Annotated in this window: 15 protein-coding genes; 8 read left to right on the top strand and 7 right to left on the bottom strand. The window is 69.7% G+C overall.

Features of this window, described 5'->3' with window-relative positions:
- On the top strand, positions 1-157 hold a 157-nt coding region (locus JJB11_RS13035; protein ID WP_201171588.1), incomplete at its 5' end, for an integrase core domain-containing protein.
- Here JJB11_RS13035 and glgC read toward each other — a convergent pair.
- Positions 154-1,416: a glucose-1-phosphate adenylyltransferase gene (gene glgC / locus JJB11_RS13030; RefSeq protein WP_201171681.1), complete on the bottom strand. Its 1,263-nt coding sequence runs from the start codon at positions 1,414-1,416 to the stop codon at positions 154-156. The genes JJB11_RS13035 and glgC overlap by 4 nt on opposite strands.
- Before the next feature lie 242 nt (positions 1,417-1,658).
- Between glgC and JJB11_RS13025 the strand changes: the two genes are divergently transcribed.
- Positions 1,659-2,105 carry a hypothetical protein gene (locus JJB11_RS13025; protein ID WP_201171587.1) on the top strand — a complete coding sequence of 149 codons (447 nt, stop codon included), beginning with the start codon at positions 1,659-1,661 and terminating at the stop codon, positions 2,103-2,105.
- A 27-nt stretch (positions 2,106-2,132) separates the two neighbouring features.
- Here JJB11_RS13025 and JJB11_RS13020 read toward each other — a convergent pair whose 3' ends face one another.
- The gene (locus JJB11_RS13020; protein ID WP_201171586.1) at positions 2,133-3,059 is read right to left on the bottom strand and encodes a M14 family metallopeptidase; all 927 of its coding nucleotides are present in this window, start codon (positions 3,057-3,059) and stop codon (positions 2,133-2,135) included.
- A 102-nt stretch (positions 3,060-3,161) separates the two neighbouring features.
- Between JJB11_RS13020 and JJB11_RS13015 the strand changes: the two genes are divergently transcribed.
- Together JJB11_RS13015 and JJB11_RS13010 are read left to right on the top strand one after the other, a co-directional pair.
- Entirely contained in the window at positions 3,162-3,506 is a 345-nt protein-coding gene (locus tag JJB11_RS13015; RefSeq protein ID WP_201171576.1) for a hypothetical protein, read from the top strand.
- Between the two features lie 77 nt (positions 3,507-3,583).
- Positions 3,584-4,837, top strand: coding sequence for an SLC13 family permease (locus JJB11_RS13010; RefSeq protein WP_201171574.1), 1,254 nt, complete (start codon positions 3,584-3,586; stop codon positions 4,835-4,837).
- A 99-nt stretch (positions 4,838-4,936) separates the two neighbouring features.
- Here the strand turns inward: JJB11_RS13010 and JJB11_RS13005 are convergent, their stop codons facing one another.
- The 4 genes from JJB11_RS13005 to JJB11_RS12990 are packed head-to-tail and all read right to left on the bottom strand — an operon-like array spanning position 4,937 to position 9,020.
- Positions 4,937-5,440: a P-loop nucleotide/nucleoside kinase family protein gene (locus JJB11_RS13005; protein ID WP_201171572.1), complete on the bottom strand. Its 504-nt coding sequence runs from the start codon at positions 5,438-5,440 to the stop codon at positions 4,937-4,939.
- Complete coding sequence (locus tag JJB11_RS13000; RefSeq protein ID WP_201171570.1) at positions 5,437-7,449, bottom strand: S9 family peptidase; 2,013 nt, start codon at positions 7,447-7,449, stop codon at positions 5,437-5,439. The genes JJB11_RS13005 and JJB11_RS13000 overlap by 4 nt, the downstream gene beginning before the upstream one ends.
- A gap of 37 nt (positions 7,450-7,486) precedes the next feature.
- Positions 7,487-8,443, bottom strand: a complete 957-nt coding sequence (locus JJB11_RS12995; RefSeq protein WP_201171560.1) for an aldo/keto reductase — start codon at positions 8,441-8,443, stop codon at positions 7,487-7,489.
- Between the two features lie 55 nt (positions 8,444-8,498).
- Positions 8,499-9,020: a cupin domain-containing protein gene (locus JJB11_RS12990; RefSeq protein WP_201171558.1), complete on the bottom strand. Its 522-nt coding sequence runs from the start codon at positions 9,018-9,020 to the stop codon at positions 8,499-8,501.
- A gap of 46 nt (positions 9,021-9,066) precedes the next feature.
- On the opposite strand from JJB11_RS12990, the gene JJB11_RS12985 reads away from it, so the two are divergent.
- From JJB11_RS12985 to JJB11_RS12975, 3 genes are all read left to right on the top strand, one after another.
- Positions 9,067-9,465 (top strand): hypothetical protein, encoded by a 399-nt coding sequence (locus tag JJB11_RS12985; protein WP_201171547.1) that lies wholly within the window; start codon positions 9,067-9,069, stop codon positions 9,463-9,465.
- 116 nt (positions 9,466-9,581) lie between these two features.
- Entirely contained in the window at positions 9,582-10,073 is a 492-nt protein-coding gene (locus JJB11_RS12980) for a hypothetical protein (RefSeq protein ID WP_201171545.1), read from the top strand.
- A gap of 119 nt (positions 10,074-10,192) precedes the next feature.
- Positions 10,193-10,639, top strand: a complete 447-nt coding sequence (locus JJB11_RS12975; RefSeq protein WP_201171542.1) for a hypothetical protein — start codon at positions 10,193-10,195, stop codon at positions 10,637-10,639.
- 186 nt (positions 10,640-10,825) lie between these two features.
- Here JJB11_RS12975 and JJB11_RS12970 read toward each other — a convergent pair whose 3' ends face one another.
- Complete coding sequence (locus tag JJB11_RS12970) at positions 10,826-11,443, bottom strand: TetR family transcriptional regulator (RefSeq protein WP_201171539.1); 618 nt, start codon at positions 11,441-11,443, stop codon at positions 10,826-10,828.
- Between the two features lie 100 nt (positions 11,444-11,543).
- Between JJB11_RS12970 and JJB11_RS12965 the strand changes: the two genes are divergently transcribed.
- Complete coding sequence (locus JJB11_RS12965; protein WP_201171537.1) at positions 11,544-12,821, top strand: efflux RND transporter periplasmic adaptor subunit; 1,278 nt, start codon at positions 11,544-11,546, stop codon at positions 12,819-12,821.
- The last annotated feature ends 5 nt before the right edge of the window (positions 12,822-12,826 follow it).

Genomic DNA, 12,826 nt, shown 5'->3' with positions numbered 1-12,826 from the left:
CTATGTACGACCCTACGAGAGCTCAGCCGAACGCGAAGCCGCTTTGCAGCCCTTCATTGACCGCTACAACTGGCTGCGACCACACTCCGCTCTTAATCACAGGCCGCCCATGTCTCGGATCCGCGCTGTGAACAACCTCCTGAGATTCGACAGCTAGCGCGCGTTCTCCATCGCCTCCAGCATTTCCTTCGTGATCAGCACGACGCCGTTGGGCGATCGGTGGAAGCGCCGCGCGTCCTCTGCCGCGTCCTCGCCGATCACCATGCCGTCCGGGATGTGGCAGCCGCGGTCGATCACCACCTTGGACAGGCGCGAGCCGCGGCCGATGTGCGTGTCCGGCATGATCACCGCTTCGTGGATGTTGCAGCACGCCTCCACGCGCACGTTGGAGAACAGCACCGAGCGACGGATGTTGGAGCCGATCACGATGCAGCCCCCGGAGATGAGCACGTTGGAGGTCTCGCCGTTCAGGCCGTTGACGTCCGGCACGAACTTGGCCGGCGGCAACTGCTCCTGGTAGGTCCAGATCGGCCAGTCGCGGTCGTACAGGTTGAGCTCCGGCAGGTCCGAGGCGAGGTCGAGGTTGGCCGACCAGAATGCGTCCACCGTGCCCACGTCGCGCCAGTACGGACGATGGCGTGTCGACGCCGGGATGCTGGAGAGGTTGAGCGGATGCGCCAGCGCGCCGCCGTCCCGCACGATGCGCGGGATCAGGTTCTTGCCGAAGTCGTGCTCGGAGGACTCGTCCTTGCCGTCCTCCTCCAGCAGCTTGTAGAGGTACTCAGCGCCGAACACGTAGATGCCCATGCTGCCCAGCGCCTTGTCGGGCTTGCCCGGGATCGGCGGCGGGTCCTTGGGCTTCTCCAGGAACGCGGTGATCTTGCGGTCCGCGTCCACGTGCATCACGCCGAGCGCCGTCGCTTCCATGCGCGGAACCTCGATGCAGCCCACCGTGCACTTGGCGCCGCTCTCCACGTGGTCCAGCAGCATCAGCGAATAGTCCTGCTTGTAGATGTGGTCGCCAGCCAGCACCAGGATGTACTCCGCCCCGTAGGCACGCAGGATGTCGATGTTCTGCGTGATGGCGTCCGCCGTGCCGCGGTACCAGAACGCCTCGTTGACGCGCTGCTGCGCCGGCAGCAGGTCGATGAACTCGTTCTGCTCGCCGCGCAGGAAGTTCCAGCCGCGCTGCAGGTGCCTCAGCAGCGAATGCGACTTGTACTGGGTGAGCACCCCCATGCGGCGGATGCCGGAGTTCAGGCAGTTGGAGAGTGCGAAGTCGATGATGCGGAACTTGCCGCCGAAATACACGGCCGGCTTGGCGCGGCGGTCGGTCAGCTCCATCAGCCGGGAGCCGCGCCCGCCGGCCAGCACCAGCGCGACCGTCTTCTTCGGCAATTCGCGCGCGAGGATCATCCGTTCCATCTCTTCACCGCCCGCGTCACCTTCCACCGCCTCGAGAATGCTCAGGTTTTCCTTCATGGTCTTGTCCCCTGGGAAGCCCGGCATTCACTGTGGGTCAGGGGCACATCCGCTCATGTAGGACGCTGCCGCCTTCCGCTCGCCCGCCCGGCGGGGGCACAGGAAGGGGCGTTCGGGGGTGGAGACGCAACACGGCCCGCCGCGCAGCCGCTAGCATGCGGCTCTTGGGAGCTTTCATGCCAGCCGCCGATCGCCTGCTCGCCGCGTTCCTGCTGCTCACCGCCGCCTTCCTCGCGCTGGTCGGCTTTGCCGCCTTCGAACTGGTCGTGGCCGGACAGCATGGCCCCGCGGCCGTGGTCGCGCTGGCCGGGCTCGGCGGCGCCGCGGCCGGGGCGTTCACCTACTGGCTGCTGCAGCGCGATGCGGTGACGCTCGCCTGGGAGGGTGAAGCGCTGGCCTTCGAGATCCCGATGGCGGATGAGCCTGCTGCCGCGGTGCAGCCCCACCTGGCCACGGCGATTGCGGAATCGCAGCCGACCACAGCGAGCGCTACCCTGCGGCGCGCTTCCACCAGCGTCCAGCACATGCCGGTGGCGGACCTGCCCGCCGCGTATGTGGATGCCGTCCTGCGCGGCGCCGAGGCGCGCCTGCGCGCGCTCGACGCGCAGCGCGAGCGGCATTGACGCGCAGCCGCGCGGCGCCTCCGCGAACTACAGCGGCCGCGCGATGTACACGCCTTCGCGGCCGGGGATCGCCTTGCGCGCAGGCATGAGGATGGCGCAGTCCTCGGGCGCGCGGACTTCCGTGTCGCCATCGGTGGCGATCAGTTCGCCCTTGGCGAAGGTCTCGAAGCCCACGACCGGCCGCGTGAAGCGGAACCCCGGCGTGCGGATCACGTAGGTCTGCAGCAGCAGGTAGCGGCGCTGCGGTGCGACATTGCGCGGGCGTGCCTCGATCAGCCCGAAGTGCGCAAGGAAGTCGAGCGCCACCTCGACCGCGAGATCCGACGTGGCTTGGCGGAAGTGCTGGCCGCACTCGGCGACCATCGCGACCCCGGCATCCGAATCCGCTTCGCCGTGCCGCCCGTGCTGGATCACCGGGACGCCGGAGCCGAGCCCGTCCGGCATCACGAGGTGCACCGCGGGCCGGCCGATGGCCAGCGCCGCTTCCGCGTTGCGCGCAAAGGCGGGATAGACCCAGAACGGCTCGACGTCGTTGGACGTCGAGTGCAGGTCCAGGATGTGGTCCGCCGCCGCGACCACCGGCCGCAGTTCGCGCGCGCGCCGCAGCTCGGGGCTGTCCTCTTCGCCCTCCAGCCATTGCGGCGACCAGACGCGGTTGAGGTTGTGCACGAGCTGGCGGCTGTCGAAGGGCTGTTCCGGGTTGAACGACTCGTAGGCCGCCACGTTCGCGAAGCTCACCGTGAGCGTGCCGATGCGCGGACGGACGCTGTGGTCCAGCAGGTGCGTGGCCGCCACCATGCCGCAGAACTCGTTGCCGTGCGTGAGCGCATTGACCAGCACGTGCGGACCGGGGCGTCCCGACTCAAAACGGTGCACGTACGGAATGCCGGTGTTGCCCTCGCGATAGGCGGACAGGTCACGCGGCAGGACTTCGAGGGCGGGCTGGGTCGACATGGAAGACGATGACGTGAAGAGTGGGAAGGCAGTGTACCCACCGTGCGCCTTGCATCTGCGGGGACGCGAACCATACTGGATGCAACGTGGAAGGAGTCCGCGATGTGCCATCTCGCCCGTGAAGAGTCGTTCGAGTCGCAGGCCGGCCGCGAGGGCGTGCCTGCACAGCCGCCACGGGTGCGTCCGCGCCGCGCGGCCGTGGTCGCCGCGCTGCTGGTCGGTGGCTTCGCCGTGGCGGCGCTGCTCGCGCCGTCCAAGGTGGCGCCACTGTCGCCCCCGGCCGCGGCACGCAGTGACGTGCACGCAGCGCTGGCGTCGCTGCAGGCCGTGCCGGCGGTGCCGGCGGCAGGAGGTCTCGAACGCACCGCGCTGCCTGCCGACGACGACGTGCCTTCCGCGCCGGACACGGCGCGCCTGGGCGCCGCACCCTGCCACCACGGCATGTAGCGCGCGCCGGAGCTCCGATGCAGGGGCTTGGCACGGGGCCGCGGCCGGGGCCCTCCGTTTAGGGCACCATCGGGCGGATGCTCCTGCCCGACGCCGCCCCTGCCCGCTGGATCGTGGGAGCCGTGGCGGTGGCCGCTATCGCAGGAGTGGTCGCCCGTCCCTGGCGCCTGCCCGAGTGGTGCTGGCCCGTGGCGGCTGCGCTCGTGCTGGTCGGGCTGCAATTGCTGCCGGCGCGCGAGGCCTGGCAGGCCGCGGCGGGCGGCTGGGACGTGTACCTCTTCATCGGCGCGATGATGCTGGTGGCCGAGCTGGCGCGCCGCGAAGGCCTGTTCGACTGGCTGGCCGCCTTGGCGCTCGAACGGGCTAGCGGCTCACCCGCCCGCCTGTTCGTGCTGGTCTATGCGGTGGGCGTGCTGGTCACGGTCTTCATGTCCAACGATGCCACGGCCGTCGTGCTCACGCCGGCGGTCGCGGCTGCCGCGCGTCGCGCCCGCGTCGACCCGCTGCCCCCGCTCTTCGCGTGCGCCTTCGTGGCCAATGCCGCGAGCTTCGCGCTGCCGATCTCCAATCCCGCGAACCTCGTCGTGTTCGACGGCGCGCTGCCGGGACTCGCACGCTGGATCGCGGTCTTCGGGACGGCGGCGCTTGCTGCGACGGTCGCGACGTATCTCTGCCTGCGCTGGTGCTTCCGCCGCGAGCTCGCGGGCGAGGTCAGCGAAAGCCATCGTCCGCCTCTCGGACACACGGGACGCGTGACCGCGGCGGTCGTCGTGCTCGCGGCCGTCGCGCTGATGGGCGCGTCGGCGCTGCAGTGGCCGCTCGGGCCGCCCGCGGCGCTCGCTGCGGTGCTGGGCCTCGCCTGCGTGTGCGTGGCGAAGCGTGAGTCCCCGGCGGCTGCCTTGCACGCCGTGTCCTGGGGCTCGCTCGCGCTCGTCGCCGGGCTGTTCGTGATCGTGAAAGGCATGGAGCACGTCGGCGCGGTGCAGGCGCTCGCGCAGCTCGCGGCGCCAGGCCGGGGCCGCGGCTTCGATGCGCTCGCAGGCGCCGTGACGGCGCTGGCCGGCAACGCCATGAACAACCTGCCGGCCGGCATGCTTGCCGCAGCGACGCTGTCGGCCGTGCAGGCGCCCGAAGGCCTGCGCAGCGCGGTCGCGGTCGGGATCGACCTCGGGCCCAATCTCACCATCATCGGCTCGCTGTCCAGCGTGTTGTGGCTGATCGCCTGCCGGCGCGAAGGCGTGGCGATCAGCGCGTGGCGCTTCGCTCGCGTGGGAGCGCTCGCGATGCCGGTGGCGCTGGCCTGTGCCTTCGCGTTGCTGCGGGTGTCGTAGGCTGGCGGTGAGGCGCAGCCGAACCCCAGCTTGCTGCGCGACGCTGGATCGCTGGGGTTCGCTGGCGCTCACCACCAGCCTGCGAGTCGAATCCGAGCGTCACGACCCCGGCTGCGACGCGTAGCGACGCACGTGGAAGCCTTCGTCCTCGGAGGGCGGCTGGAACCAGGAGGAGATCTGCACGAACTCTTCTTCGGTGAGGTGGTGCGAGCCCTCGGGCCGCGCCACGTTGCGTTCGGCGATGCGGGCAAGGCAGGTCGCATCCGGCGTGTCGAGGAAGTGCATGGTGTGCGGCACGCCCGCCTGCTCGAACACGAAGCGGAACCACGCGCGCGACGCCCGGGTGTTCGCGGGAAAGTCCAGCACCACGCTGCGGCCCGACGCCAGCAGCTCGATCGCGAGCGGCCCGATGACCGTCTTCAGCCGCTGCGCGTAGCGACGGTAGTCGTCGAAGGTCTTCATCTCCTCGCCATAGAGGCGCGCGAGCCACACGTCCTCGCTGACGAGGACCGCGTCGTGCTCCTGCGCAAGGCGTTTCGCCACCGTGCTCTTGCCGGCGCCGGCCTTGCCGCAGAGGAAGTGCAGCGTCGCTTCGGCCTTCATCGCGGCATCACTTGGTAGAAGTCCCAGCCCGCGCTGCGCCCGCCGAGGCATGTGGCCAGCGTGTCTTCTACCCGACGCCACATCTCGAGGCGATTGCGCCAGCGGCGCGTCTGGTGTCCTTCGTTGTCGAACAACAGGTACTCCACGGGCCGGCCGCGCTGCCGCAGGCCGGCGACGACCTCGTCGGAATCCTGGCGTTGCACGCGGATGTCGTTCGCGCCCTGGATCACCAGCAGTGGCGCCGTGATCTCGTCCAGGTGGGACACCGGCGCCTCGCGCATCATGCGTGCGCGCTCCTCGGGCTTCGCAGGATCGCCATAGAAGGCGATGAAGTAGTGGCGGTTGCGCCAGAACGGCGGCCAGTTCTCCATCACGCGCACCCAGTTCGCCACGCCGACCAGGTCGACGCCGCACTTCCAGTCCTGGCGCTTCTGGATCAGCTGCATCAGGACGGAGTAGCCGCCGTAGCTCGCCCCCAGCACCGCCATGCGCTGCGGATCGGCGAGGCCCTGGCCGACCGCCCACTGCGCCGCCTCGGCGATGTCGGCCTGCACCTTGTCCCAGGACTGCATCCGGCCCGCGGCTAGATGCTCGCGCCCGTAGCCCGCGGACCCGCGGTAGTTGACCGTCAGCACCGCATAACCGCGGTTCGCGAGCAGCTGGTCGCCGTTGAATCCCGCGGTGCGCCACTCGTCACGCACCCAGGGACCACCGTGGATGTCCACGACCAGGGGAACGGCTCCCTGCACACCGCGGGGGCGGATCACGTAGCCGTGGATGGTGCGGCCGTCGCTGGCGCGAAAGGAGTACGGCTCTTCCGGCGACAGCGCTGCCCGGCGCAGGGGCTCCTTCGGGTCCAGCCGCGTGACTTCGCCGGTCGAGCGATCGAGCAGCAGTTCCGCATCGTCGAAATCGCCGCGCGCATGGAGGATCCAGCGTCGGCCGTCCTCGCTGCTGCTCTGGGGCTGCAGCGCGCGCGGCGCGTCGTCCAGTGCCCCGGTGGCGCGTGCGCGTTCGGCGGCGCGCTGCACGTCCGCGCCAAGCGCCGCGTCGAGGTAGCGGATCTGCGGAAAGCCGGGCACCACGGCGTACCCCACGGGGCCGCTCGCGAAGCGGGTGTAGTACACGCGGGCGATGTCCACGTCGGCGTCGGATGCGCGCATCGTCTCGCCTCCGGTGACGGTGTCGACCTCGATCACCGCGAGCTTGTCGCGTCCGAGGTTGGACACGCCCCAGGCCTTGTGCTTGTCCGGCTCGATGCGGTGGATCCAGTAGCTGTCCCAGGGGCCCGCCGTGCGCAACGTGCGCCAGCCACCCGTGCCATCCGGCACCTCGAAGGCGTGGCCGGAGCCGTCGGTCGCCCCGAGCTGGCGGATGCGGCCGGCGAGCTGCCGGTCCTCGCCGAGGATCCATTCGAGCACCTGCCCGTCGCTGCGCGCGATTTCGCGCACGCTGCGGGTGGTGACATCGGCTTCATACAGGTCCATCGTGGCGCGGTCGCGGCGGTTGCTTGCAAGGAAGAACCGGCTGCTGCCGGGCGCACCGTAGCCGACGATGGTGGAGCGCACGCCGGGCCAGGGCGTGACCTGCCAGGGCTCGAACGCACCGCGGGTGTCGATCACCTGGATCTGGGTGTTCTCGTCGCCGCGCAAGTCCTTGATGTAGGCAATGTGGCGGTTGTCCGCCAGCCAGAGGTAGGACGGCCCCGCCGGGCGCGCGAGGTAGCCCGTGGCGAAGGTGCGCGTGTCGCCACCCGCAACGCGACGCACAGCGAGGCCCGTATCGGTGCCCACGGCTTGCGACCACACCAGCCATTCGCCATCGGGCGAGAGCTGGAAGCCGCCGGCGAAATCCACGTTCGCGACGAAGCGCCGCACGGGCACCAGCGGCGCCAGCGTGCCTTGCGCTTGCGCGGCGGCCAGCGCCGGATGGCGCGCTGGCGTGGCGCAGCCGGCAAGCAGGAACGTGGCCGCGAGCGCGAGCGGCGGCAGGATGCGGTGCAGTCGCATGGGTCCCCTCCCTGGAGGGGACGCAGTGTAGGGTCGTTCAGTCCGCCGCGCTCGCGCGCGTGAGACGCTTCAGGGTTTCCCCGTCCAGCTTCAGTTGCGCGGCGCGCACGAGCTCGGCCAATTGGGGGAGTGACGTCGCGCTCGCGATCGGGGATGCGACCGCGGGTTGCGCGATGGTCCATGCGAGCGCGACCTGGGCCGGCGTTGCGCCGGTGTGCCTGGCCGCGTCGTCCAGTGCGGCGAGGATGCGCCGTCCGCGCTCGTTCAGGTACTTCTTGACCACCATGGCGCCGCGCGGGCTCTTGGCCGCGTCGGCCTCGCTGCGGTACTTGCCCGTGAGGAAGCCGGAGGCCAGCGAGTAGTAGCCGATCGCGCCCACCTGTTCGCGCACGCACAGCGGCTGCAGCTCGCGCTCGAACTCCTCGCGGTCATACAGGTTGTACAGCGGCTGCAGCGACTCGTAGCGAGGCAGGCCCAGCCGCCGGCTGGTTTCCAGTGCCTCGGACAGCCGCGCGGCGGAGTAGTTGGAGGCGCCGATCACGCGCACCTTGCCTTCCTTCACGAGCGCGCCGAAGGTCTCCAGCGTATCGGCGAGCGGCGTGGACTCGTCGTCCTTGTGCGCCTGGTACAGGTCGATGCAGTCGACCTGCAGGCGCCTGAGCGAGGCCTCCACCGCTTCGCGGATGCGCTGCGGCTTCAGGCCGATGCGGCCCTCGCCCATGTCCATGCCGACCTTCGTGGCGATCACGACGCGGTCGCGCTTGCCCGATTGCTTCAGCCACCTGCCGATGACGGTTTCGGATTCGCCGCCCGTGTGACCCGGCACCCAGCGTGAGTACACGTCGGCGGTGTCGATGAAATTGAAGCCGGCGTCGACCCAGGCGTCGAGCAGTGAGAAGGAGGTCTTCTCGTCGGCGGTCCAGCCGAACACGTTGCCGCCGAAGCAAAGCGGCGAGACCTTCAGGGCCGAGCGGCCCAGGTTGCGGTAGTCCATGCGGGTTCCTCAGTGGGGAAAAGACGGGAGCGGACAGCCGTTCGGCTGTTCGGATTCACACCCCGCCGTGCGGATGCGTCGGGTCGACCCAGAGCACCTGCTCGGGCTGCTCCACGGGTGCGATGTCGAGGTTGATGGCGACGGCTTCGCCGTCGCTGCGGCACAGCACGCATTCGAGCGTCTCGGTGGCGCTGGCGTTGATCTCCTGGTGCGGCACATAGGGCGGCACGTAGATGAAGTCGCCGGGGCCCGCTTCCGCGGTGAACTCCAGGTGCTCGCCCCAGCGCATGCGCGCGCGGCCCTTGACCACGTAGATCACGCTTTCGAGGTGGCCGTGATGGTGCGCGCCGGTCTTCGCGTTCGCATGGATGCTGACCGTGCCTGCCCAGAGCTTCTGCGCGCCGACCCGGGCGAAGTTGATCGCGGCGCGGCGGTCCATGCCCGGCGTCTGCGCGGTGTTCGCGTCGAGCTGGCCGCCGGGGATCACGCGCACCCCGTCGTGCTTCCATTTCTCTTCGTGGCCCGGCTCGTGCGCATGGTCGTGGCCCGGGCCGTGCTCGTGGTGATGCTCGCTCATGGCGCCAGCGTACACCGGAACGCCGCAGGCAGCACAATGCGCAGCCATGACAGCCCCAGCGCTTCCCGTCCTCGATGCAGCCGCCCTGCGGGCGCTCGCGTCCCGCCATGCCGGCCCCGCTTGCCCCGCATGCGTGGCCATTCGCGCGCCGGGCTGGGAGGCGTTGCCCGGGTCCTTCGATGCCGCGGCGTTGCGCCGGGTAGGCACGCTGCGCCAACCCGGCACCGACGATCCGACGCTGGAGGAACACCACCCGGCCGGCACGCGGTCCTGGTCGCCCGACGCGCCGATCGCGCCCGCATGGTTCCCCTACAACCGCTGCGACGTGTGGGAGTGCGCTGCCTGCCACCGGCCCTTCCTGCGCTACACGGAGTACGGCGGCTATTACCAGGAGGAGCGCATCCGCGAACTGCTGCCGGACCGGATTGTCGATGCGCCCCGCTGAACTCCCTCGCTGAAGCGGTGGAGCGCTACCGCACGATGTCCTGAGCGCCGGCGCCGACAGGCGCTGTGCGCTGCCTCCTGCATGCTCGGCTGGAGATGCGACCTACGCTCGAGCACATGAAGAGCCAGTCCGTTTGCGTGCTCCTGTTCAGCGCCGCCATCGTTGCGGCCGCAGGAGCGACCACCCTGCCGAAGCATCCGCCCTTGACGAAGCAGGCCTACGCGGCGCAGAAGGCGCAGATCGATGCGCAGCTCGAGGCCAATCGCAAGCTGTGCGGCAACATGAAGGGCAACACGCAGGACATCTGCGAGGTCGAGGCGAAGGCTCGCGCCGACGCGCTGAAGGCCGAGCTGGAGGCCAGGTACAAGCCGAGCCCGGAGTCCATCTTCCAGTCCCGCAGCGTGACGGCCGAGGCGAACTACGCCGTGGCGAAGGCGAAGTGCAGTGTCGTCAAAGGGACTGCGAAGGACCGCTGCACGAAGGACGCCAAGGCGGCCCGCGAGGCAGCGCTGCGGCAAGCCAAGGTCGAGAAAGTACAGGAGACCGGCGGCGCGTTCGCGAACGGCGGCGCCCGGGCGCACAGGCATCTGCAGGACAGCGCGTCGTGAGTCCAGCGCTGTAGTCGGGCTCCGACACCGGCTGGGGCAGGCGTCCGACTGCTGGGCCTGGGGCCCGCGCGTTTCCTGAACTGGGGCCCCTCAGAATATTCCCCAAAGAAAGGACATCCATGAACAAGCTTTCCAGCCTCGCCATCGCCGTTGCCTTCGGCTTTGCCGGCCATGCCTTCGCCGCGGACAACACCGGCATGAGCAAGGACGCCTACAAGGAAGCCAAGGACAAGATCGAAGCCCAGTACAAGAGCGACAAGGCCGCCTGCGATCCCATGAAGGGCAACGCCAAGGACGTGTGCAAGGCCGAAGCGAAGGGCAAGGAAAAGGTCGCCAAGGCCGAACTGGAAGCCCAGTACAAGCCGTCCTCGCACAACGAAGAGAAGGCGAAGATGGCCAAGGCCGATGCCGACTACGACGTCGCCAAGGAAAAGTGCGAGGACCAGAAGGGTTCCGCCAAGTCCGCTTGCAAGAAGGACGCCAAGACCGCGCACGACAGCGCGAAGTCCCAGGCGAAGGCGGACGCCAAGGCCGCTGCCCCGGCCGACAAGGACAAGAAGTCCTGATGGTCCCGGCGTGGAGCGGCGGGTCCGCTCCACCCATCGATTGACGCACGCGGTTCGAACCGCTGCGCTCTCCTCGCGGGTCCGTATCACCCGGACCGGCCTGCCTGGCATGCCCAAGAGAAAGGGCCGACGCGCGCGTCGGCCCTTTTGTTCATGTGCGCGCGCGTCGGCTCGATACGACGGCGGTTACGCCAGGCCGATGCCGCGAAGATAGGCGTCCACTGCCTTGGATCCGTGCGCTTCCAGGTCGAAGGCCTCGGTATCGAGCAGCCAGTTCTGGATCAGGCCATCGAGCAGCGCGTGCAGGCCATGCGCGGCCACGCCGGCCGGCACCGACAGGCGCACGCCGCGCGCGTGCGCGCTCTGGAGCAGCACGTCGCGAAAGCGCTCTATCCACACGTTGCGCACCTGCAGGTGGCGCTCGCGCACGGCGCACAGGCTGTCCACGTATTCGACCTTGTGCGTGGCGACTTCGAACACGCGCCGCGTCTGCGGGTCGTGCACGGTCTGCTGCAGGGCGATGCGCAGCGACTTCTTCAGGCCGGGCAGCGGATCCTGGTCCGGCACTGCGTCGACGAGAGACATTGCGCACTGCAAGGGCATCGCGACCCGGTCCATCATCGCGTTGAACAGGTCCGCCTTGTCCTTGAAGTGCCAGTAGATGGCGCCGCGGGTCGTGCCCGCGGCCTGCGCGATGTCGTTGAGCGACGTGCCGGCCACGCCTTGCGCGAGGAAGACGTGCTCGGCCGCATCGAGCAGCGCACTGCGCGTCGCGAGCGCATCTTCCTTGGATCGGCGGACCATGGGCGGGAATATACATGCAATGTTGCATGTATATACTCGCGGGTTTGCGCTGGCCCGCTGTCCGGGGCCGTCCCTCGCACTTCACCGAACAAGAAACACGATGGCTGCTCGTCTGCCGCAGGTTCCTGCGTGGTCTCTCCTGTTTTCACTCGTGCTCGTCCTCGCCGCTTGCGGCAAGGACGGCGGCGGCGCAGCGCAGCAGGCGGGTGGCGGCACGCCTCCTCCGCCCGAAGTGGGCGTGGTCCGCGTCGCCACCGGCGATGTCGGCCTCGTCACCGAGCTGCCCGGCCGCCTCGAGCCGGCCCGCGTCGCGCAGGTGCGGGCGCGCGCCGCCGGCATCGTGCTCAAGCGCGTGTTCCGCGAAGGCAGCGACGTGCGCGCCGGCCAGGTGCTGTACCAGATCGACGCCGCTCCCTACCAGGCTGCGCGATCGAGCGCGCAGGCCGCGCTGGTCAAGGCGCAGGCCAACCAGGTGAAGGCGCAGGCGCTGGAGCAGCGCTATCGCCCGCTGGTGGAAGCCAACGCGATCAGCAAGCAGGAATATGCCGACGCAGTCGCCGCCGAGAAACAGGCGGAAGCCGACGTCGCTGCCGCGCGCGCGGCGCTGCGAACGGCCGACATCAACCTCTCGTATGCGACGGTGACGGCGCCCATCTCGGGGCGCATCGGCCGGTCGCAGGTGACGGAGGGCGCACTGGTGGGGCAGGGCGAGGCGACGCCGCTCGCGATCATCCAGCAGATCGATCCCATGTACGTGAACTTCACGCAGTCCGCGACCGAGGTGATGAACCTGCGGCGCGCGCTGCAGGCCGGCCGCCTGAAGCGCGCCGGCGAACAAGGCGCCGAGGTGCGCATCGTGCTCGAGGACGGGACGCTGTTCCCGCGGCCGGGCCGGCTGCTGTTCGCGGACCTCACGGTCGACCCCAACACGGGCCAGGTGACGCTGCGCGCCGAAGTACCGAACCGGGAAGGCCTGCTGCTGCCCGGCATGTACGTGCGCGTGCAGATCGAGCAGGCGAAGGCGAGGAACGCGATGCTGCTGCCGCAGCAGGCCGTCACGCGCTCGCCGCAAGGCGACACCGTGATGGTCGTGGACGCGAAGGGGCTGGTGAGCCCGCGCACCATCAAGATCGACGGCTCGCAGAACAACCAGTGGGTGGTCGTGGGCGGGCTGCAGCCCGGCGAGCAGGTGATCGTCGACGGCTTCCAGAAGCTGCGTCCCGGCGCCCCGGTGAAGCCGGTGCCATGGACGGCGGGAGACACCGCGCGCGCGGGCACCGCTGCCGCTCCCATGTCGGCGCCGCCGGCCGCGGCTGCGTCCGCGCCTGCCCCGGCTGCTTCTGCTGCCTCGGCCGCTGCGCAGGCGAAGAAGGGCTGAGCGCG

It is taken from the genome of Ramlibacter ginsenosidimutans, from assembly GCF_016654015.1.
GTDB lineage: Bacteria > Pseudomonadota > Gammaproteobacteria > Burkholderiales > Burkholderiaceae_C > Ramlibacter > Ramlibacter ginsenosidimutans.
Note: the sequence above shows the minus strand (reverse complement) of the source record. Positions and strands in the feature narration are given on the sequence as shown.